A 21553-nucleotide genomic window follows, 5' to 3' on the forward strand; every position below is an offset into this window, starting at 1 on the left:
TCCACGGCAACGCGCGGCCACGCGGCCACGCGCTAGGCTGCGCCGATAACCAGAACCCTTAGTTTTGCGTGCAAACCCACAGCAACCCGAGGTTTGCCATGAGTATCAGCTCCGCCCAGATCTGCCAGGCCGCCGACCAGCTGCAGGGCTTCGTCGGTTTCAACGCCAAGACCGGCCAGTACCTGCTGCGTTTCTCCGAGGACAGCTTCGGCCTCGACGTGCCGGCCGAGACCATCACCCCGACCAGCGAATACGTCTGGCACGCCGAGGCAGACGGCCTGATGCGCCTGGATCGCCAGCGCCTGGCCTGGCTGCAGGAGCAGCGCATCGACGAGCGGGTCAACCTCGGCGAGGCGCTGCGCCTCTACCTGCGGCGCAGCGACCTGCCGGAGATCCGCGCCGAACGGCGGCGCCTGGCGCCGGCCTGAGACACGCGCGCCAACCCGGGCGGCGTATCTCCGATGCCAAGGGTGCCCATCCGGCTCAGCCCAGCAGCTGCATCGACGCGGCGCCGAGGCCGGCGCCGATCAGCAGCAGCAAGGCGCCGCCCAGCCATAGCCTGCCGGCGCTGGCCGCTGGCGCCGCGGTGACGGGCGCCGTCCTGGCCTGAGCGGCGCGCAGCGGATTAGCCGCCGCCGCCGCCGCCGGCGCGGCCTTGGCGCTGGCGCGCGGCACCTGCGGTACCGGCGCGATCTGCGTGGCACCGCCAGCGGCCTTGGCGGCTAACGCCGGCGGCAGGTCGGCCACGCGCATGAACTGGGTGGCATCCTCGTCCGGCGTCTCGCTCAGGCTCACCTTCGGCCCGATCACCAAGAGGCTCACCGAGCCCATCTTCAACTGGTCGCCCGGCTGCAGCACGGCGGTTCTGACCTTCTGCTGGTTGACCGTCACGCCGTTGGCCGAAGCCAGGTCCTTGACCTCCAGCACGTCGTCCTTGAGGAAGAACTCGCAGTGCCGGCGCGACAGCTCCGGGTCGCCGAAGCACAGCTCGCACTTGCTCGAGCGGCCGAAGGTCATCGAGCCGTGGATATGGAACTTGCGCCCCTGGTGCTCGCCCTGGATCACCTGGAGGAACCAGCGCGCCGCGGCGGCCTCGGGACGCGCCGCGCTCTTCGCCGGGTCGACCAGCAGCAGCTCGACGCCGCCCAGACGCACGCGGTCGCCGTCGCGCAGCTGAAAGCGCGTGCCGATGCGCTGGTCGTTGACGTAGGTCGCGCCCTGGCTGGCATCGCTGAGGTAGTAGTAACCGTGATCCTGGCGAATCTCGGCATGAAAGCTGGCGATCCCGGCATCGCCGAGGACCAGCTGGTTACGGCTGTCCTGGCCGATGGTCAGGCGTTCTTCGGTCAGCCAGACCGGCGCTTGGCGGTTATCCAGGAACTGCAATCTGAGCATCTCGGGCGCCTCGGATCAGTCGAAAAGGTTGTTCAGCAAACGTTTGATCGGATTCTGCTGGGCCGGCGGCGCGCTGCGCGGCCGGCTCGCCGCCTGGCTGCTGCGCACGCGCTGCTGGTGGCCGTCGTAGAGCGCCAGCAGGCGTTCGTTGTCGGGTTCGGCCTCCAGCCCCTGCTTGATCTGCTCCAGCGCCAGGTTGTACTCGCGCCGCGCATAGGCCGCCTCGCTCTGCTCGATGAAGCGCTGCGCCACGCGGTTGATCCCGGCCTGCGCCAGCAGGTTGTCCGGCTCCCAGCCAAGCACCTGGCGGAAGTAGTGCACCGCGCTGTCGTCCTCGGGCAGGATCAGCAGGCCCTCGCCCAGGCGCTGCTCGGCCAGTTCCAGGTACTGCTGGATGCGCGCCTGCAACACCCGCTGCAGGCCGTCGGCGGCCTGGGCGTTATCGGCATCCAGGGCCAGCGCCTGGCGGAAATAGTAGTCGGCGTTGTCCTGCGCCGGGGCGAGCAGCTGGCCTTCGCTCAGGCGCGTTTCGCCGAGGGCGAGCAGCCCGGCGAGGCGCTGCTGCAGCTGCCAGTAGTAGCCGCCGGCGCTGCCGGCGCCGAGCAGCAGCACACCGAGCAGGGCCCAGGGCAGCCAGCGACGCTTGGCCCTGCGCGGCGCCGGCCCGAGCGCCGGGCTCAGGCGGGTGTGATCCTGCTCGGCGTCCTGCAGTTCGTCGAGGCTGGCCAGCAGCACGTGGCAATCGGCGAAGCGATCCTCCGGGTCCTTGGCCAGCATGCGCTCGAGCAGCCACTGCCACTCGCCCAGCGGCTCGGGCAGGGGCGGCGGTTGCAGCTGCAGCTGGTTCATCAGGGTCTGGGTGTAGTTGGCGCCGCGAAAGGGGTTATGCCCGGTCAGCATCTCCAGCAGGATCACGCCGAGGCTGTAGATGTCGCTGCGCGCATCCAGCGCCTGGCACTGCGCCTGTTCCGGGCTGCTGTAGGCCGGGCTGCCGACGGCGATGCCGGACTGGGTCAGCTCGCTGTCCAGCTGCAGCTGCTTGGCCACGCCGAAGTCGGTGAGCACCGCGGTGCCGTCGTCGCGAAACAGGATGTTGCCCGGCTTGATATCGCGGTGCACCAGGCCGCGGTCGTGCACCAGCGCCAGGGCGCTGGCGATCTGCCGGACGATGCGCAGGGCGCGCGCCGGCTCCAGGCGCTGGCCCTTGTACTGGGCCAGGTCGCCGCCGGCCAGGTATTCCATGGCGAGAAAGTGACGACCGTCGGCCAGCTGGTCGATGCGGTAGATGGTGATGATCGACGGATGCTGCAGGGAGGCGACGATATGGCCTTCCTGGATGAAGCGCTGGGTGAAGGCCTGGTCCTCGCGGTGCAGCAGCACCTTGAGCGCCACCTGGCGCTGCAGCGCCTGCTCGGTGGCCAGGTAGACCTCGGCCATGCCGCCCTTGCCCAGGCGGCCGTGGATGCTGTAACCGGGTACGCTGATCGGAGGCTGACTCATGCGGCTGGACTGGCGCTCAGGATTAACGGGGTTTGAACAGTTTGCGCAGCAGACCGCGGGGCGGCGCCTCGCGCGGTTCGGCAGCCGGGGCGAGGCCCAGGACGATGCAGCTGATATTGTCCCTGCCGCCATGGCTATTGGCCAGCCCCACCAATTGCTCGACCATCGCCTCCAGGGTCTCGGCCTCGGCGCAGCAGCGCTGGATCGCCGCGTCGTCCAGCTCGCCGGTGAGGCCGTCGCTGCACAGCAGCAGCAGTTCGTCGGGCGCCAGCCGGGCGTGCAGCAGGCCCACCTCCGGCGCCTGCTCGCCTTGGCCCAGGCACTGCAGGATCAGGTTGCGCCGCGGGTGCTGGCGCGCCTCCTCGGCGCTCATCTGGCCGGCGTCGACCATGGCCTGCACCCAGCTGTGATCGTGGCTGAGCTGCTCGATGCGCTCGGCGCCGATGCGATAGGCGCGGCTGTCGCCGACCCAGGCCAGCTCGAACCCATCGCCCGCCAGGCGCACCGCCACCAGGGTGCTGCCCATGCTCGCCTCTCCGGCGCCCGGCCCCGCCGCGTCGGCAATCGCCCGGTGCGCGGCGTGCACCGCCGCGGCCAGCTCGGCGCCCTGATGCAACGCCTCGATCAGGCCCTGCAGCGCCAGGGCGCTGGCCACCTCGCCGCGCTCGTGGCCGCCCATGCCGTCGGCCAGCGCCCATAAACCGAGCTCGGGGCGACAGGCCAGGGCGTCCTCGTTGTGCGTGCGCACCTGGCCGGCGACGCTTTGCGCGGCGAATACCACGGATGGAGGCGATGACTGGGACACGCGCAGATCCTTGAACTGATGGCGGGCGGCCCATGATGCGGCGGCGCTGGCGAACTGTCACCGGCCAGCCGGTTGCAAATGCGCAGCGGTTAACCAAACCGGCCTCAAGCGCCGGAGCGACTCGTCGGCCTGGCGCAAATGCTGGCACTTTGCTCAGGATCTACCCTTGCCATAAGCGGTCAAAGCTCTGCATGCTTGCCACATAACAACGACAAGAACGCTTATGGCCATCAAGACTGCCCGCTTGCTCAAGCGCCTGCGCGAAGATTTCCAGCTGTCGATCATCACCCTGATGGGCCTGTTCGGCGTCCTGGGCATCTCACCCTACGCCGTGTACCGCCTGCTGCACGGCAACTACCTCGTGGGCATAGCCGACACCATCATCGTGCTCTCCACCCTGTTCGCCGTGTTCTACGCCTGGCGCACCCGCGACACGGTCAAACCGGGCATCTACCTGGCCACGGTGTTCTCCATCGGCTCGACGCTGATCGCCATCAACCTCGGGGTCAACGGCCTGTTCTGGATCTACCCGCTGATCCTCTTCAACTTCTTCATGGTCACCCCCCGCAAGGCCCTGCTGGCCACCGCCCTGGTGCTCGCCTGTCTGGTGGCGCACGCCCTGCTGGTGCCCGGCAGCGTGTTCGACAGCCACTACCAGATGGTCTCCTTCCTAGTCACCGGGATGATGGCCAGCGTGCTCAGCTTCATCTTCGCCGTCCGCACCCGCACCCAGCGCGACCAGTTGCAACTGCTGGCCATCCACGACCCGCTGACCGGCGCACGCAACCGCCGGGCGATGAACGAGGAACTGAAGATCGCCATGTCCAGCCACCGCCGCCACAGCGACAGCTTCGGCCTGCTGGTGATGGACCTGGACCACTTCAAGCAGATCAACGACCGCTTCGGCCACCACATCGGCGACCAGGTGCTGGTGGCCTTCGTCGAACTGGTCAAACGCTGTTCGCGCAAGGAAGACCGCCTGTTCCGCTTCGGCGGCGAGGAATTTCTCCTGCTGCTGCCCAACACCGAGCTCGACGGCCTGCATGCCGCCGCCCAGCATCTGCTGAAGCGCGTCGAGAGTGAACTGGAAAGCCCCGGCGGGCCGGTGACGGTGTCCATCGGCGGCGCCATCCTGCGCAGCGGCGAACACTGGGAAAGCTGGCTGCAACGCGCCGACGAGTGCCTCTATCAAGCCAAGAGCGGCGGCCGCAACCGCGTGGTCATCGACCGCAACGAACCCGCACCACAAGGGACCGCCGCCCACCACGCCGCGGAGCGCCGGCGCTGACGCCACGCCCGCCCGGCAAGGCCGACCGCGCTCAGCGGCTGCGCTGCTGCTGGTAACTGCCGCTGCCGGGTTGCAGTTCCAGACGCAAACCGCCGGGATACTCGATGCTCTGCCGAATGCCGCCGCGTACCTCGCTGGCATGGCTGCCGTAGCGGCTCTCCTCGCGCAGCGGCGCCTGCGGCAGACGCTGGCCGCCATAGAGATCGTACTGCTGAAAATGCGCCGAACCGGACACACTGCCGCTGGCGCCGGGGCTGACATAGCTCTTGGGAATCACCCGGATCGGCTGCGTGACATCGGCCCAGGAAGGCAAGGCAAATGCACAGAACAGGATCGGCAGCAGCAGTCGGACCAACATGGGCACCTCACAGGCAGAACCAAGGTTCCCGGCATTCTACGCCCGAAAACGCCAAGGGCCTGCATCGCTGCAAGCCCTTGGGTTGGATGGTGCCGGAGACAGGAATAAAACTCAAGGCTCCAAACTCAGGCTATTACTATCTCTCAGAAATATAGCTCGCCAGATAGGTACTCATAAGGGCACTCAGTTATTACTCATCCGCAAAGCTGCAGACCCACCTGAAGTTCCCTGGTTCTTAATGGGCACCCCAGTGCCCGATCCTGCTATGGCGCCTAGGAAAGGTGGTACACATAAGAAAGATTTCTCTCTGGATGCGGCCCTACGTAGAGAAGAAATACATAGAACGTGCCGCTCAGGGCAGCGAACTGGTAGTAAATTCGAGCGGCGGCCTGGGGGGATGTGGCATCGCCTTTCTTGAGGTGAGCACTGGTTGTAGCAAGATGCACCCGCCGCCCCCCAGCCCTTACCTCCAGCTTGACCGAAATGCCGCCGGTCTTAGCGTTATAGAGCTGTCGCCCCTCGAAAAACGCATCCAAATTGCCTACATTTCCCTCACGCCCGATGAGCTCTACGAATGCATCGATCGCCAACTTGACCCAGGGATAGCGCTCGGTTGCAATTGAATCGCAGAGATCAATTGCGCTCCCAACCACGATGAGACTTGGAGTGCCTTGACAGGCAAGCCTGATGCACTCTGATGGATCGACTACCTCGACATCATCGCCTTTTATTTCGCCAGCAATCTCTGCCAGCAACAGGTGGAAAATCGCGTCAAGGAACACCTCGGTAATCTTGGGTCTGGGATGGTGCATATAGGGCCATCCATCCTTTTCCATCTCGAAATAGACGACCTCTGCCCCCATCCCCTCGAGCGCATCGAGCTCGCCACGGAGATCAGGCGTTAAGAAGGTGTACGGAAGGACGTACACTTCAGCGCAGTCGTACCCGCCCTCAACTGACTCGCAGTATTCGCGCAGCCTGCTAGCAGCCACAGACGGATCTGGAAGCAGCTTTAGGTGTCCTGCCTTATCTATGCCTGCCGGAATCGTATTGGGTGATATCCCCAGCCCCTCGAGCGCTGCCTCAACACGCCTGCGCAACTGGTTTGGTAAGCCGATGATGAAGACCTGATCCATCATTACCTACCGGCATCAAATCTGAGGTTTACTCAGAACGCTACTCAGGAGCACCGGGATTGCGACTCTGGCGATGTCCTCATCACTCATGAGCGCAAGCAATTTGATTGCTTGTTGGCGTGACGTCAGTAGGGCGGGCGCCTTAGGAGTGGGAACTGGCGCATCATTGGCGTACTTGCTTGTACTCAATGCCTCGAGCTTGACACTGTGCTGCGTTGCCCAGGCCTGGATTCGCTCGGTGACTTTCAGAGTGCGCATTTTTCGCCACTCTTGCTCGCGGCCATCTAGAGCTTTGGTAAAAGCTGCATTGGCGCCACTGGAATACCCCGCAGCGATGAGGCCTTCCAGAGCAACCTTCTCAGGCTCAGGCAGAGCGAGGAGGCCAAGAAACTCGCGCATCCACTCCTGCTGGACAGCAGGAGGGATGAATTCAATCTCCGCATAGTCGTGCGGAGCAGCGTCTAGCTGCTGCTGAAATTCGCCGCCAGCACCCTCGACGAAGTGCAATACCGCTCCTGTTACGCGGTTGAAAAAGCGCTTTCGCCTAGCGTCAGGATTGGTGAATGCCTGCCATACATCGCTGCGTATTGCGAACGGCTGCTCACGCTTTGGCGCCACGACGCCAGAGGCGCTAGACCGAGCGATGGATGGCTTTAAAGAAACGCGGATATCACCTGCACCGACAGGCCTTTCAAGGCTCAACCTGTCTCCGAGATGATCCGAGAGAAAATCAGAGAATTTCTTGCTTCCGAATTTACTCTCATCGAAAGCAGTGCCCCTTTGGGCAATGAGGAGCTGGTTCAGCCTCTGCTTCAGGCGGGCGCAAAATTCGTTAGGCGTAGAGGAGAGCAACTGAAGGATCAGCTGCTTAATGTGAGCAAGTTCGTCCATCGAAAGATCCCAGGCGTAAATCAACAATATCCCGCCACGGAGTGTGGCGGGTATCGAGGAATGCATGATATTTCTGCCTGGTTCCCAACTGTTTGCAACGTCGTCCATCGAGCAGAACCATATACTCGGCAGCGCTTCGGCGTTGCTACAGCCCTCGAGATGCACTGGATCACCACTAAAGGGGATCTGCTAGGTCTCTCAGTAGCCCTCCTAATCACTGCGTGATCATCGCAACGAATCAGGAGCCGTGGGCAGATGATAAGCGTGCATGCCCAGAACCGTCAACTTGACCACTCAAAGACTTCGACCGCTGGCAAGCGAAAAGCTACCGTTCAGTGAACCGCCGAGGCAGTTGGGGCTATGCCATGTTGCATTTCTCAGCCCCTTAGTTGCCCCGCTCCGTGATGCTTGCAAAACGGTTGTTTTACGGACACGTACAGCTACCTCTCTCGACACCCAGTAGTCAGCGCTTACGATTGATTTAAACTCGTCTTTAAATCAAAATACGTAAACCTTCCATGCTGACGAGAATTCGGACAATGAAGATTGGGTACGCGCGAGTATCAAGGGATGATCAGCAGCTCGATCTTCAGCATGACGCGCTGACCGCTGCCGGTTGCGAGCGGATCTTCAGCGACAAGATGAGTGGCGCCAAAGCATCGCGCCCCGGTCTTGATGAAGCGCTGGCATTTGCCAGGCCGGGCGATGTTTTGGTTGTCTGGCGGCTTGACCGCCTGGGCCGCTCGATGTCCGAGTTGCTGCGCCTCACTGCCAACCTCGAATCCACTGGCGTGGGCCTTGAAAGCCTGAAGGAACAGATCGACACCACCAGCGCTGCCGGCCGCCTGGTTTTCCATGTTTTCGCTGCGATGGCGGAGTTCGAGAGAAACCTGATTCGAGAACGCACATTTGCCGGCCTCGAAGCGGCACGTGCCAGGGGGCGGCAAGGCGGGCGGCCTGGTGTGCCGCCAGAAACGATTGCTGCGATACAAGCCCTGGCAGGTGATCAGAATCGTACGCCCGACGAGATATGCAAGGCGCTGAAGATCAGCCGAAGCACCCTCTACAAGTATCGCCAACAGGCCAGCAAAGCGTGATCGAAACCGAACTGGAGGTGCTCTATCTTGGCGCGCTGCTGCTCTTGGTTGACTGCATTTGTTGCCTCATCGCTGCGTTTCGCAGAACCCCTTTGCTTGGGGCAATTGCCGGAGGCGGCACTGCCGGCGCGCTCGCCCTCGTTCTGCTCACCAGGATGATTCCTTTTCCTTTGGCGGCATTCGCCAGCCTCATCATCGGTGGCGTGATTGCCTGGATGAAAGCAACGTCTCTCGTCCCCAGTGATAAGACTGTTCACGGGGGCTTGGGGGGCGACCAAAACACCTAGCTGTGAGCGAATAGCAACGCTTTAGCCTTTCACCGAAAGCTCCGATAGTGAGGGACTCATGCGAAACCGAGAGCGCACCTACAGTGGATGCCCTGTGCTGTCCCTGGCGACACAGATTGCCCCCTACCTGGATCACGGGGCTGTACCGGGCAACACGGAGTACCTGGAGGTTCCGCCCGGTAAGGTAGTGTGCAAGCGTGGATTTTGGCTGAACCCTGGCTATCGCATGCACCACACGGCGATGCTGTTCTTGATCAGCACCGATGTGTACGCGATGAACGTCGACGACTTCTACGAGCGGCGGGATCAGATCCATTGCTACCTCAGCCACAAGGCTGGCACAGCCTATATCGGCAGGGTCGAGCATCCGGGTGAGTCTCAGCAGCTACTGCACCCGCTACTGCCCGATTTGCACGAGCCTCTTGATATCCAGCTCAACGAGCTGGCTTACGTAGGACGCGTGATTTCTGCCATCTGAGGTGCTCCATGCTTTTAGGAATCCAGGCGGAGGATTACCGCCAACGCAGGGCGAGGCTGCTAGGCCTACCAGAGCACGCAACTGATGTAGACGTGCATTCGCACATCATCAACGGCATCCCTGTAGCTCACTTGGCAACGCTGCTCAGGAACGGTGACATCAATGCCCATGCGTGTGAGCAAGTCACGCCAGCCCTTGGGCAAAAGCAACGCCCAATAGACAGAATTACGGTTCCGGACGCTTCACCAGATAATCGACTGTCTGCAGATGAGAGCGACCGACTCTTTCGCGTCGTGCATGCGACCGTGGTGGCCGAGATCCTTTTTGGCTCTCGTGATAAGGCGCAGCGCTGGCTCTCGAAGCCCCAAGACAGGTTCTCCGGCAACTCGCCAATTCAGATGCTGAAATCTACGGCAGGGGCCTGGCTCGTCGAGGAACTGCTGACACAGCTGGCCGAGGGTTTCGTTTTGTAGTCAGTGCGGCCGGCCGTGGATCGATGGATGACACACCAAGACGCGGATTTCGCTTCACTGCCGACAACACAAACTCTACAGCCGGGATCGACACGTAAACCCGATCTCATTCCTACGCTGAGCGGCCATTTTCAGGTCTCGGTGTATCACCCTATTTGTCTACCCGTAATAGTCTCGCACTGATTTTTGAGCGTGCAGCGTGTGATACAGGGACCGCGTGCAACGTGTGATACACCAACAGCGTTCAGCCTGTGATACAGCGGCATTTATGCCGCCTAAACACGGCAATTCGGCCAGCCTCGAAGACATTTATCGACAGAGCAGCCCTGGTAAGCGAAGAGCCGCGCTCAGGCGCGAGCAAGACAGCTGCTGGCAGCCGAATTGATGGCAATCATTGGCAATGAAAGCCAATCATTGCCAATGATTGCCATCTAATTACTTCCTGAAGATCCACAATTGCGCCATAACCTGCCAATCATTGCCATTAAATGGCAATGATTGGCAGGTTATCTCCGTAACACTATGAAATCCCGCCGTGCATTACCTCATTCTTGAAGCGACTGCTGATCCCCGAGTTCGACGGAGTACCACCTAGCTATCGATGGCGACGCTAAGGGGTGGGCGAGTACAGGCCGCGAGAGACTGATTCACACAGCGCGTGACAGTAGGCTTGCGGACACAGATGTCATGGGTGAGCTGATCTCTAAGAACGAAGAGCCATCCTTCCCTAGCAGAGCGAGTGCGTACGCAATCAATCTCGCGCAGCACCCAGCAAATCCGTTCCCGCATCCTTCTTCAGCAACTCGTAGACAACCGTCAAGAACACATCCCGCGTCGACTCGTCGCTGAGCAGCTTGGTCGCCATGCTGGTGTGGCTGTTCATGGCGGCGGCGATGGCGGAGATGGCTTTCGTGGGCAGGTCGGCCTTCATGGCCTGCTCCATGGTGTTGTTCTGCACCTGGGCCATCACCATGCTGTCGGCGCGTAGCTTCTCGGAAACGTGCACGGCAAACGCCACCTGGTCGGTGTCGGTGATGTCCTTGCCGAAGGCGTTGTTGAGCTTCTCGATCAACTCGGTGAGGTACTTCTTCTCGCGGTCACGGGCATCGCGCAGGCCGTTGTCGGTCATGCCGTAGAGTCCAGGCGTTTCCGCCTGCACACCAACGCCACTGAGGTTGCCGCCCTTCTTGATCTTGTAGTGGCTGAGCTTGAGGTCGCCGAGATCCACCTGCTCCGCCGTAATGCCCTTGAGCCGCTTACGCAGCAGGCGGGCATAGCTGGCGAAGGCCTCCAGGCTCGGGTCGCCTAAATCGATGAGCTGGGCGATGTACTCGTAGCTGCGCACGAACTTGGTCAGGCTCTCGCTGAAGATCATCAGCTCGTCGCGGGCCTTGCAGTACTCCGAGCGCTGGACGTCGGCGTACTCCATGTCCTTGTCGTTGCCCTCGTCGTGGGCCTTCTCCCAGGCCTTTTCCCACTGGTCGATGGCGTCGTTGAGCGTCTTCAGCTTTCCGTTGAAGCGGTCGGTGGGTGCCTGGGTCAGCGAGAACAGCTTCTGGTGCGTCACCTTCGGATCGACGATGGCATCGCCGAAGGCCTCCACTTCGGCCTGCTCGTAGATGAACATGCCATCCAGACGCTGCTTGATGTCGTAGACGATGTTCGGATCCTGGATGTTCGCCACCTGGGCATCGCGGTAAAAGGTCTTGAACGACGCGAGAATCTCTTCGGCTTTGTTGGCGAAGTCGATGACGAAGGTCTTGTCCTTGCCGGGGAAGGTGCGGTTCAGGCGCGACAGCGTCTGCACCGCCTCCACGCCGGATATCTTCTTATCCAGGTACATGGCCACCAGCTTGGGCTGGTCGAAGCCAGTCTGGTACTTGTTGGCAACGATCATCACCCGGTAATCCGGGGTGTCGAACACCTTGCGCATATCGCGGCCATGCAGGCCGGGGTTCAGGTTGGTTTCACTGAACTGGTGATCCGCCGGCAGACTAGGTGCTTGCACATCCGTGTTGCGCACCTCACCGGAGAAGGCCACCATCGCCTGCACGTTGTCGTAGCCCTTGCGCTTGCAGTAATCCTCCAGCGCCAGGTGGTACTTCACAGCCGCCGCACGCGAGCTGGTCACCACCATGGCCTTGGCCTGGCCACCGAGCAGGTGCGCCACGTTCTTGCGGAAATGCTCGACGACCAGCTCGACCTTCTGCCCCACATTCACCGGGTTGAGCGAGAGCCACTTGGCCAGCTTGCGCCCGGCGCTCTTCTCATCCACGCGCTTGTCATCAACCATCTCGCTGCCGATTTTGAACGCCACCTCGTAGCTGGTGTAGTTCTTCAGCACATCGAGGATGAAGCCTTCATCGATGGCCTGCTGCATGGTGTAGAGGTGAAACGGTGCCGGCGGGTTGTCTGTGCTGACGGGCTGCGCCGGATTGCGCGGGCGGCCGAACAGGCTCAGCGTCGAATGCTTGGGCGTGGCGGTGAAGGCGAAATAGCTGGCATTTCCGGGACGCGAACGCGAGCTCTGCCATACGGACAGTCGCTCCTCCTTGGAAAGCTTCTCCCACTCCGCCTCGCTCTGCCCGGTTAGCACATAGCGCAGATCGTCCGCTGTGCTGCCCCCGGTAGAGCTGTGCGCCTCGTCGATGATGATGGCGAAGCGGCGGTTACGCAGGCTCTGTTCGCCAAGGATGGCCTTCTGCGCATAAGGGAAGGTCTGCAGGGTACAGACGATGATCGGCACGCCATCCAGCATGGCCTTGGCGAGTTGCTGGCTCTTGGGCAGGCTCGATTGCTGGCGGTCGATGGCGCAGACCACGCCGGCCTGGTGCTCGATCTGCTGGATGGCGTCCTGCAGCTGCTGGTCCAGCACCTGCCGATCGGTCACCACAATCACGCTGTGGAAATACGGCTCGCCATCCGGGCGGCGCACGCGAATCAGCGAATGCGCGGTCCAGGCGATGGTATTGGTCTTACCCGAGCCGGCACTGTGCTGGATCAGGTACGGTTGCCCGGCCCCCTCAACCCGCACCGCGTCGATCATCTTGGTCACGCCTTCCCACTGATGGAAGCGCGGAAAGATCAGGCCTTCCTTGAAATAGGTCTTGCCGTTGACGTCCTGGGCTTCCTTGCGCTCCTGCAGCACGAAGCGGTGGAAGATGTGCAGCCAGTTGTCCTTTTGCAGCACCCGCTCCCAGAAATAGCTCACCGGGTAGTGGCCGTTCTCGCCCGGCGGGTTGCCAGCAGCGCCATCGTTACCCCGGTTGAACGGCAGGAAGAAGGTCGAATCCCCGGCCAGCTTGGTGGTCATGCGGATGTCGCTGTCGCTCATGGCGAAGTGCACCACCGCGCCTCGCTTGAAAGTCAGCAGCGGCTCCAGGCCGCCACTCTTGCGCTCAGGTCGGCGATCCATGCGGTACTGCTGCATAGCAGCCTGCACCGACTGGGTGAAATCGGTCTTCAGCTCCACCGTAGCCACCGGGATGCCGTTGATAAAAAAGGCCAGGTCGATCTCGTCAGCCTTATCCAGCGAGTAGCGCAGCTGCGGCACCACACGCAGGCGGTTGGCCGCATAGCGGGCAATGACAGTGTCGTTGCGCTCGTCCTCAGGCAGTGCTTGGCTCATAGCCAGAGTGCCGCCACCCGCCACGGCAAAGCCATAACGCAGCACATTCACCGTGCCGCCATCGACCTTGTTCTCCAGCTGCTTGGCCAGGCGATCCAGCACCACATCACGAGTTCCGACGCCATTCATGGCAAGGATCTTGGCCATAGCCTGCGGCTGGCTGTCTTCCAGCCAACCCAGCACATCCTCGGGAAATAGCGCCCTTCCCTGGTCATAGTCGGCAGACTTGCCCACCCGCCAGCCGGCAGCCTCAAGCTGCTCGACGATATGGCGTTCCAGTTCGCATTCGTGGTGGATGTGGCTCATGGTCATTCCTTTGGACTGCGGGGTATTACCGACCTGGCAAAGCAGCGTAATCGAAGCTGCCGGGCGGCCAGTCAAATACCCATCAAATAAAAAACAGCTCCTGCCAAGACCGCAAACCCGCGAGACAGAAGGCTTACGCTGGAGCAATGCACCTTGCGGCAGGCCTCCGATCAAATACCCGTCAAATAAATCATGAGGCCCAATAGTGCGGAGCTTGTCTAAACCTTGTCTAAACCTTGTCTTGATCGGAGCCGGACAGCACCCATCGCCCCGTTTGCCGACTGCCTTGTTTTTCAATGGTTTGATCACGCTGCGACATGGCATTCAGCAGGTTACGGAACTTGTTCTGCTTCTGCTTCTCGTCTAAGGCATCCGAAAGCTTGTCTAAAACAAGTCCTTTCAAGTCATCCGGGCTGGCAGAGCCAAACTTGCGCAGGTAGTCGAGGATCAGATCCTTGTAGTAAGCGTTATCAAAGGCTCTATTGCGGATGTATTCGCCCTTGTTTCCGGTGGCCTGAGCCACTTGCGCAGCCGGGTAGTAGTTGGGCTTGCGCCCCTCGATCAGCCCCTGCTTGCGCAACAGCGCCGCGGCGTCGTCGGTGATCGGCAGCTTCTTCTGCACCCGGTCCAGCAGCATTACCGTGTTCAACGGCAGATCCTGTCGTTCCAGCAGCAGGCGGGTGTAGTTCTCGTCGATCACATGCCCGTAGATCTCCAGCACCACCTTGTCTGGCCCCGACTTGCTGTAGTCGGGCAGCGGGAAATAGCGCTTGCGCTGGGACTGGGTCATGGTGCTGATACCAAAGCCCATGGTATCGATCATGCTCAGGCTGACCATGGCCTGTGCCAACCAGGGGTTACGGTAGCGACTCGGTGTGACCTCACCACTGAAGTAGTCCTCAGGCTTACCCTCGAAAAAGCCACCGGCATTCTCGAACACCAGCCGGTCCACCCGCTCGGTCACCAGGATGCGCGAGCGCAACTGGTAGTCCTGGTGCGCGATGCAGTTATGCAGAGCCTCCAGAATCACCCGAGTGTCGTACTTGCTGACCTCAGTGGCCAGTAGCTGATTCTGCGGGAAGAGCTTGTAGCCGATATTGCGGATGCGGTGCAGCACCTGAGTGGTGCTCAGCAGAAACGGCGGCCCAAAGTGTTCGTAAGCCTGCTCCTCACCCATCAGTTTCCAGGTGATTTGCGCCAGTGCCGGCAGGAAATGGCTGGCCTCTGGCTTGCCCAGCAGCAACAGAGCCGTACGGGTTACACCGCCCTGTATGGTGAGTTTGGCTTTGTCGAGAAAGGTGGCCACATCCCAGCCGGCTATATCCTGGGCGAAAGCCGTATTACGGTGTTTCTCGGCGAACTTCTCGCGGGCAAGAGCAAGCGCGGCAGGGTCCAGATCGTTCAGCGTTGCCCCTTCTACAATCTGCGCAGACCAGTCGCTGGTATCCAGCGGCTCGTGCAGAATGGCCTCCAGGCGTTCCTGGCGCATTTCCACCAAGGAGTCATCCAGGCGCTGCCAGGCTTTGTCATGGGCATACACCGGCATACGCGGCCGGTGCTTGGGGATATGGAACACCCACACCGTCTTGCCGGTGTCGTCCGTGGTAAAGGGCTCGACGCGGAAGGCTTCCGAGTCGAGTGCGCGGCAGCGCTCCAGCAGCCGCTGGCGAACATTATCGACCGTCTGGTTGTTGAAGTCTTGAATGCCCACGATGCGCAGCGTGGCGTCCTCCACACCGATCACCAGATGCCCGCCCTCCATATTGGCGATAGCCGACAGGTAGCTGATTACATCCTTACCTTCGGCGCCCGTAAGGGCATGGCGCAGGTTCTTGAACTCCTTCCACTCGCAGGCGGCATTTTCCTTGGGGAAATGCTCAAGCAGGTACTGTTGCAGTCTGGCTTCATTCACAGGCTTCAGCCCCCGCCGGCAGCTCTGAGATATTCAACTGCTGCTCTTGCCAGGCAGCATAAGTCTGCCCGGTTTCCTCAACCACCCAGGAAGTACGCCCGTTCGCGGCGCGACCACAGACCACGGCCGCTGCCGCGCTGGGACTACTAAAGGCATAGTCGTCGCTGAAAGTCAGGTGCTCACCGCCATCGGCGACCAGAACACCCTCGTCGACCAGTTGTTTGAACAAGCCCTGGTAGCCGCGCTCGGTGCCCACCCACTCGGCGCGAGCCTTGGAGCCTTTGAGTACGAAGAATTCACCGTCGATTTCCTGGCCCTGGGCGCTCAAGCGGTAGCGTGGAACCTCCAGACTGAAGCGCGGGGAGCGGCTGACCGGTGCCGCCGTGCTGGCAGCAGCGGGCGCGGAAGGCTTGGTCAGCTCACGCAGAAAGTCGAAGCCCAGCACCGGCAGCACGGTGCGGATCTGTTCCAGGAAGAAGGCCATGTCGGCGCGATCGGATTCGGGCAGACTGACGTACTCATGCGCTGTACCGTTGACCAGCTCGCAGCGGCCGAGGTTGCCGGCGATGCCGATCAGCAGGCTTTCCAGGTACTTCACATGAGCCTTGGTCAGGTTCTGGTCCTTGCTGGTGACCAGACAGACGCGCTCCCAAAAATCCTTGCCGCCAGCCTCTTCCGGGCGGTTATGGCTCTTCAGGCGCTTGGCCACATCGTCCGACTCGCCGATATACACCCTGGAGCGCAGGCTGTTGTCCGGGTCGGGGCCGACCAGAAAGTACACGCCGGTGCGCGCACACTCGGGGCGCTGCACCAGTTCGGCCAGTTTGGAACGCGGGCCGGTCAGCACATGGCCGGTCCAGTTCATGATCTCGGCGGTGAGCAGGCCGTTGGGCGTGCCGTCCACCAGAAACAGGCGCAGGCTGCGGCCTTGGCTCATACCGCCTCCCGTAGGTCGATCTGACCGGTGACGGCGGCAGTGATCAGGGCGGAGCGACGCTCTTTGAGGAGCTCGATGCTGCGCTCGGTTTTCTTGAGTATCGAGTTAAGACGAGCCGTTGCGTTACTCAACATATCCTCGATCTCAGCTTGCTCCTCGCGCGGAGGCACGGGAACAAGTAACTCCTTGACCGTTGCTATCGATACTTCATTGAACGTTGATCCTTGCTTAGCAAGCTGCCAGTAGCTATCGACAGCCATGCTGCTGAGATATGCCACAACAAAATGGCTCGACAACTCAGACGAACAGTCGATCCTTGCAACGCCTCTTGAAAGGTTCACGCCAGCAAGATGCATTGGCACAACGAAAGCAGCCCCAATCGATGCTCGAATCCCCAAGATGACCTCTCCCCCTGTCAAGCGCGACCGCGGAAAGCCAGCTGCGATTTCTGGAGTGGTTTTTTGCAGGCTTTCGATCTCGAAGTCGCCCGAAGACATGTTGGTGGTCTGGACAAAAGGCACACCCTCATCCAGAGGCTCCCCTGGCTGAACAATACCGTAGGAGATCGTCGAGCCCTCTTTGACGAGCAGCTTCAACGGTTTTACGCCCCAATGCTCCGGCACCTCCCCCAGCCACTCCACGCCGGAGTTTTTCATCTTCACGCTGGGGTCGAGGCCCTTGGTGACGGCATGGGTGATAAGCGCCTGGCGCTTTTCACGCAGCAGTTCGATAAAGCGGGTTTTCTTTTCGATCAGCGCATCGATGCGGACGGTTTCGCGGTCGAGGTGGGCAAGCAGCAGATCAACTTCATTTGCAGGCGGTATTGCCACCGGCAGCTCCATGATATTGCTGGAGGAAATGGAGGCCAGATTGGTGCTCTGCTTGGCGCGTCCCATGAAGTAGAACTGAGCAGCTAGTGATCCGGTGAAGGCGTTCAACCAGGCCGATGACACAGCAGTAGGTCTTACAGCAAAAACATGGTTCTGGTGGATGCAGGGCTCGATCTCTCCCTGCCAGACGCTGCCACGCCCCAGCTTGTCGAAGTCGCCTCCCTCGTTCATCAGCACATCGCCGGGCTGCAGGCTGTAGCGCGTCAGGTCTTCCCGAGGAATCTCGATGGTGGCCACGTCATCCAGCGACAAATATCCATCCTGCACGTTGGCGACGCGCAGATAGGGAACCTCGATGGTGTCTTTGCCTTCGTTATCTTTGCCCTTGGCTACGCCAGTTTGTACATTGGCAATGTGCTTGAGGCGCTTGATCTGCCAATGCTCCGGAACCCGCCCCAACCACTCCACTCCGGAGTCCTTGTAGGCCGGATAGGGCTTGTAATGACTCATGCCGTGACCTCGCCCAGCAGTGCGGCGATCTCGGCTTCCACGGCTTTGAGGTCGGCATCGATCTCGGCCAGCGGGCGCGGCGGCTGGTAGACGTAGAAGTAGCGGTTGAAGTTGATCTCGTAGCCGACGATGCCGACCAGACCGTCCTTCTCGTCCGTCTTGCCGGTGTCGATCCAGGCATCCGGCACATGGGGCAGCACTTCGCGGGCGAAGTAGTCGTCAATGTTCTGGCTGAGCGGCACATTCTCGAACTCGCGCAGGTCGGAGTCGGCCTGCAGATTACCCTTGTCGTCCAGCACCGAGTGGGCGTTGGCGTCGCGCTCGCCAAAGCAGGCCAGCGCGGCTTTCAGTGCGCCCTTGCCGAGCTTTTTGATACCGGCGGCCTTGAGGAAGGCCGGCAGGTTGTCGAACTCGCCCTGCACGGCGGCAAAGGCTTCGACTTGATCAGCGCCCTTGGTGTCCCGGTAAACGGCAAGCTTGTCCGGCGTCACCGAAAAACGCAGGCGTAGCGGACGCTCGACGGTGATGCGGCGGTAGCCGAAGTCGGTGGTGGCGAAGATCTTCGAGTTCGGGCCTTCCTCGAAGGCCTCGTGCAGCTTGGCGATATCGGCAATCTGCTCGTCCGACAGGTACTTGCGCTTGCTACCGAGGCTCTTGCGCATAGGGGCATGCATGCTGGATGCGTCGATCAGCTGCACCTTGCCCTTGCGCAGCGCGTCCTTGTGGTTGGACAGCACCCAGATATAGGTGCCGATGCCGGTGTTGTAGAACAGGTCGGTGGGCAGGGCGATGATCGCTTCCAGCCAGTCGTTCTCCAGAATCCAGCGACGGATCTCCGACTCGCCGGAGCCTGCGCCACCATTGAACAGCGGCGAGCCGGACAGCACGATGCCGATGCGGCTGCCGCCCAGCTCGATGGGTTTGCGCTTGGACAGCAGGTGCATGAGGAATAGCAGCGAACCATCGCCCACGCGCGGCAGGCCGGGGCCGAAGCGGCCGGCGTAGCCTTGCTGGCTGTGCTCGCCCTGCACCTGCTTCTGCACCTTCTCCCACTTCACGCCGAACGGCGGGTTGGCCAGGCAGTAGTCGAACTGCTCATGGGGCAGCTGGTCGTTGGACAGGGTGTTGCCGAGCGTGATGTTGCGGGTCTCGAAGCCCTGGATCAGCTTGTCCGCCACCGAGATGGCGTAGGTCTCGGGGTTCAGTTCCTGGGCGTAAGGCACCAGGCGGGCATTGGGGTTCCACTCGGCCACCTGCTCGATGGCCGAGGACAGGAAGCCGCCGGTGCCGGCGGCGCAGTCGTACACGGTGCGCACCACGCCTTCGCCATTGAGCGCCTGATGATCCGGGGCGAACACCAGGGTGGTGGCCAGGCGTACCACGTCACGCGGGGTGAAGAACTCCCCGGCGGTATCGTTGGCGGATTCGGCGAACTTGCGGATCAGGTGCTCGAACACCAGGCCCATCTCGTGGTTGCTGATGGTTTCCGGGTGCAGGTCGATGCTGGCGAACTTCTGCGTCACCAGATATAGCAGGTTGGCCTTGTCGAGCTGAACCAGCCAATCGGAGAAGGCGAAGTGCTCGAACACCTGGCGGGCGTTGGCGGAGAACTTGGCGATGTAGTCCTCCAGGTTGGCGCGGGTACTGGTGGAGCCCACACTCGCCAACGAGAACTGCGAGACATTGTAGAAGGTGGCACCTGCAGTGGTCGGCAGGATCAGGTCCATGTCCACGCCACTGGCCTTCATGCTCTCGTACTGGCTGCGCACCTTGTCGCGGGTCGGCTCCAGCACGCACTCCAGCCGGCGCAGCAGGGTGAAAGGCAGGATGATGCGACCGTAGATGGACTGTCTGAAATCGCCGCGCAGCACGTCGGCCACGTTCCAGATGAAGTCGGCGAGGTTTTGCTGGTTCACGCTGTATTCCTTCCACGGGTGCGGGGAAGGCGGCGCCGCGTCACTTCCCTGCGAGCTATGTGTGATCGATGCCGCACCTTAACCGGTTGGATAGCTTCGGACCAGTAGCTGGGGCCGGCTAAGGTGCTGATTTTCCGAACCTGTGAGCCCGGTAAATGCCCCACTGTGTGGGGCTTTCATCGCATAGCGCGTCTGGAGAGATCAGAAAAGGGACCGCATCCAAGTCTGGATGGGATAGAGGATGATGCCGACCATCAGGCCCATGTATACCCAGTAGCCGAGAGTTACCTGTGGCGCACGCAGCTCGGCGAGCTTTTCGAAGTCGCTACCCAGGTACATGGCAGCCTGGGTCGAGTTGAACGGCAGAGCCTCAAGCTGTGCCTTGGTGTTGCGCGCAGCGATAAAGCGCAGGGAGACGTACCAGAAAGCTGCTGCCGGGATCACCGTCCAGGCCATGCCAAACAGGATTCCCACTGCAATCACGACGGGGATCATCAACAGAACCTGCGGTCCCGGATCGACCATGCTTGCCATGAGCTCGCTCGCGAAGGCCGAGAAGCCACTGGTGATGAAGCTCACCACCGCCCCCACATCCCACTCGGCGCCCATCGCCAGCCACAGGTAGGAAAGACCCGCCATTGCCGCCGCCCAGTTGATGACCTGGGCACAGCCATAACCACCAAAGGCACCGCCATTGATCGGCGCTATCGCCGCGAAGTGAGTGCCACGCCCCAGGAGGGCCCGAGGCAGGAAGCAGATCACCAGCAGCAACCCGGCCATCAACAGCATCAGCCCCTCATATCCAGGCAGCGGCACCCACTCTCCGATGGAAAAGGAGTCCTGCTTGACGAAGGTGCGCCCCCGCATCACGTCCCGCGCCATGTCCACGAACGGAATGGCCAGCGCGGCAGCAATGAAGCCGGACTTCGGCACCGACCAGATTTCGGCAAACCAGTTACCGGTCAGGCTGCGACGGTAGTAGTAGCGATAGGTACGCTTGGGCTGGTACTGGGTACCGGAATTCTTCACTGCCACCCCAAACCAGCCGCGGGCGATAGCCACATAGGAGAGCAGGCGCCCCGTGTTGTTCATCACCACCGAGTGGGTTGCCGAGCTATCCACCCAAGGCAAACGGACGGACTGCCCGGCAGGGCGATTGGCGCATTCCTCGACGAACGCATCCGCCAGCTCATTGCAAGGCCTGTAGCCACGCGGGTAGAAGAAATCGAAGGCTGCTCTCACGGAACTGACGATGAGGCTCCACATCACGTACAGCGGCAGTGAAACGCCATACGACCAAACCGCCCCAAGGAAAGATCTGACTGCCGACATAGCCGCAACTCCTTTGCCATCAATGGATTTGAACGATCGATTCCTACATATCGACTGTGCTGCCGCTCAGGCTCTTGGCGAGCTCATCGATCAGCATTTCCCGCACAGCCTGCTTGCAGTGTCGCTGCCAATTGGCGCGAGCCAGGTAGCCGGCATCAGCACTCAGCGGGTGCAGCCGCCGCCACTGCCGTTCAAGCCGAGCAGCCTCAATCTGGAGATAGCCCTGCTTCCGCTCGATATATGTCCGCAACCCCTGACCTTTTGCCAGTTGACCCATGAGGCGCGGATTAACCTCTTGAAGAATCTCGTGGACTGTCCGCCCCCAGTACGAAAGGCCTTGGAGCTCGGGCAGCAGGGTGGCTTCCATCGGCATGGACAGGTAGATGTCGTGAAACTGCGAATTCAGGGCCACCGTCCGCTCCACTTAGCCAACGCGCCTACAACTGAGACAGCTCTATCGGAAACCGGCCGGCG

General features: G+C 61.4%; 19 protein-coding genes. 6 read left to right on the forward strand and 13 right to left on the reverse strand.

Features of this window, described 5'->3' with window-relative positions; translation table 11 throughout:
- The first annotated feature begins 98 nt into the window (after positions 1 to 98).
- The gene (locus AC1G9C_RS17550) at positions 99 to 428 is read left to right on the forward strand and encodes a DUF2025 family protein (protein ID WP_480408330.1); all 330 of its coding nucleotides are present in this window, start codon (positions 99 to 101) and stop codon (positions 426 to 428) included.
- Positions 429 to 483: 55 nt separating this feature from the next.
- On the opposite strand, the gene AC1G9C_RS17555 is transcribed toward AC1G9C_RS17550, so the two are convergent.
- The 3 genes from AC1G9C_RS17555 to AC1G9C_RS17565 are packed head-to-tail and all read right to left on the reverse strand — an operon-like array spanning position 484 to position 3700.
- Positions 484 to 1395, reverse strand: a complete 912-nt coding sequence (locus AC1G9C_RS17555) for an FHA domain-containing protein (protein ID WP_480408331.1) — start codon at positions 1393 to 1395, stop codon at positions 484 to 486.
- 15 nt (positions 1396 to 1410) lie between these two features.
- Positions 1411 to 2895, reverse strand: a complete 1485-nt coding sequence (locus AC1G9C_RS17560) for a protein kinase domain-containing protein (protein WP_480408332.1) — start codon at positions 2893 to 2895, stop codon at positions 1411 to 1413.
- Between the two features lie 22 nt (positions 2896 to 2917).
- Entirely contained in the window at positions 2918 to 3700 is a 783-nt protein-coding gene (locus AC1G9C_RS17565; protein ID WP_480408333.1) for a PP2C family protein-serine/threonine phosphatase, read from the reverse strand.
- 223 nt (positions 3701 to 3923) lie between these two features.
- Between AC1G9C_RS17565 and AC1G9C_RS17570 the strand changes: the two genes are divergently transcribed.
- A complete protein-coding gene (locus AC1G9C_RS17570) occupies positions 3924 to 4988 on the forward strand; it encodes a GGDEF domain-containing protein (protein ID WP_397496396.1) in 1065 nt (354 codons plus the stop codon).
- Between the two features lie 31 nt (positions 4989 to 5019).
- On the opposite strand, the gene AC1G9C_RS17575 is transcribed toward AC1G9C_RS17570, so the two are convergent.
- From AC1G9C_RS17575 to AC1G9C_RS17585, 3 genes are all read right to left on the reverse strand, one after another.
- Positions 5020 to 5346, reverse strand: coding sequence for a hypothetical protein (locus AC1G9C_RS17575; RefSeq protein WP_480408334.1), 327 nt, complete (start codon positions 5344 to 5346; stop codon positions 5020 to 5022).
- 272 nt (positions 5347 to 5618) lie between these two features.
- A complete protein-coding gene (locus tag AC1G9C_RS17580; protein ID WP_480408335.1) occupies positions 5619 to 6482 on the reverse strand; it encodes a lysis system spanin subunit in 864 nt (287 codons plus the stop codon).
- A 15-nt stretch (positions 6483 to 6497) separates the two neighbouring features.
- A complete protein-coding gene (locus AC1G9C_RS17585) occupies positions 6498 to 7481 on the reverse strand; it encodes a UPF0158 family protein (RefSeq protein WP_480408336.1) in 984 nt (327 codons plus the stop codon).
- A 431-nt stretch (positions 7482 to 7912) separates the two neighbouring features.
- Here AC1G9C_RS17585 and AC1G9C_RS17590 point away from each other — a divergent pair, with 431 nt between their 5' ends.
- The 4 genes from AC1G9C_RS17590 to AC1G9C_RS17605 all read left to right on the forward strand — a co-directional run bounded on the left by AC1G9C_RS17590 (position 7913) and on the right by AC1G9C_RS17605 (position 9708).
- Entirely contained in the window at positions 7913 to 8470 is a 558-nt protein-coding gene (locus AC1G9C_RS17590; RefSeq protein ID WP_041109349.1) for a recombinase family protein, read from the forward strand.
- Positions 8467 to 8757, forward strand: a complete 291-nt coding sequence (locus tag AC1G9C_RS17595; RefSeq protein ID WP_480408337.1) for a hypothetical protein — start codon at positions 8467 to 8469, stop codon at positions 8755 to 8757. Before AC1G9C_RS17590 ends, AC1G9C_RS17595 begins: the two co-directional genes overlap by 4 nt.
- A 94-nt stretch (positions 8758 to 8851) precedes the next feature.
- Positions 8852 to 9235, forward strand: coding sequence for a hypothetical protein (locus AC1G9C_RS17600; RefSeq protein WP_480408338.1), 384 nt, complete (start codon positions 8852 to 8854; stop codon positions 9233 to 9235).
- A gap of 92 nt (positions 9236 to 9327) precedes the next feature.
- Entirely contained in the window at positions 9328 to 9708 is a 381-nt protein-coding gene (locus AC1G9C_RS17605; protein WP_480408339.1) for an antitoxin Xre/MbcA/ParS toxin-binding domain-containing protein, read from the forward strand.
- 751 nt (positions 9709 to 10459) lie between these two features.
- Here AC1G9C_RS17605 and AC1G9C_RS17610 read toward each other — a convergent pair.
- The 7 genes from AC1G9C_RS17610 to AC1G9C_RS17640 form a co-directional block, all read right to left on the reverse strand.
- Complete coding sequence (locus AC1G9C_RS17610; protein ID WP_480408340.1) at positions 10460 to 13642, reverse strand: type I restriction endonuclease subunit R; 3183 nt, start codon at positions 13640 to 13642, stop codon at positions 10460 to 10462.
- Positions 13643 to 13871: 229 nt separating this feature from the next.
- Positions 13872 to 15554 carry an RNA-binding domain-containing protein gene (locus AC1G9C_RS17615; protein WP_480408341.1) on the reverse strand — a complete coding sequence of 561 codons (1683 nt, stop codon included), beginning with the start codon at positions 15552 to 15554 and terminating at the stop codon, positions 13872 to 13874.
- Positions 15547 to 16491, reverse strand: a complete 945-nt coding sequence (locus AC1G9C_RS17620; RefSeq protein ID WP_480408342.1) for a GIY-YIG nuclease family protein — start codon at positions 16489 to 16491, stop codon at positions 15547 to 15549. The genes AC1G9C_RS17615 and AC1G9C_RS17620 overlap by 8 nt, the downstream gene beginning before the upstream one ends.
- On the reverse strand, positions 16488 to 17831 hold the full coding sequence (locus AC1G9C_RS17625; protein WP_480408343.1) for a restriction endonuclease subunit S: 1344 nt from the start codon (positions 17829 to 17831) through the stop codon (positions 16488 to 16490). The genes AC1G9C_RS17620 and AC1G9C_RS17625 overlap by 4 nt, the downstream gene beginning before the upstream one ends.
- Positions 17828 to 19747 (reverse strand): type I restriction-modification system subunit M, encoded by a 1920-nt coding sequence (locus AC1G9C_RS17630; protein WP_480408344.1) that lies wholly within the window; start codon positions 19745 to 19747, stop codon positions 17828 to 17830. Before AC1G9C_RS17630 ends, AC1G9C_RS17625 begins: the two co-directional genes overlap by 4 nt.
- A 201-nt stretch (positions 19748 to 19948) precedes the next feature.
- Complete coding sequence (locus tag AC1G9C_RS17635) at positions 19949 to 21079, reverse strand: hypothetical protein (protein WP_480408345.1); 1131 nt, start codon at positions 21077 to 21079, stop codon at positions 19949 to 19951.
- A 43-nt stretch (positions 21080 to 21122) separates the two neighbouring features.
- Positions 21123 to 21491: a hypothetical protein gene (locus AC1G9C_RS17640; protein WP_480408346.1), complete on the reverse strand. Its 369-nt coding sequence runs from the start codon at positions 21489 to 21491 to the stop codon at positions 21123 to 21125.
- Positions 21492 to 21553: the final 62 nt, after the last annotated feature.

It is taken from the genome of Pseudomonas sp. ABa2, assembly GCF_056676075.1.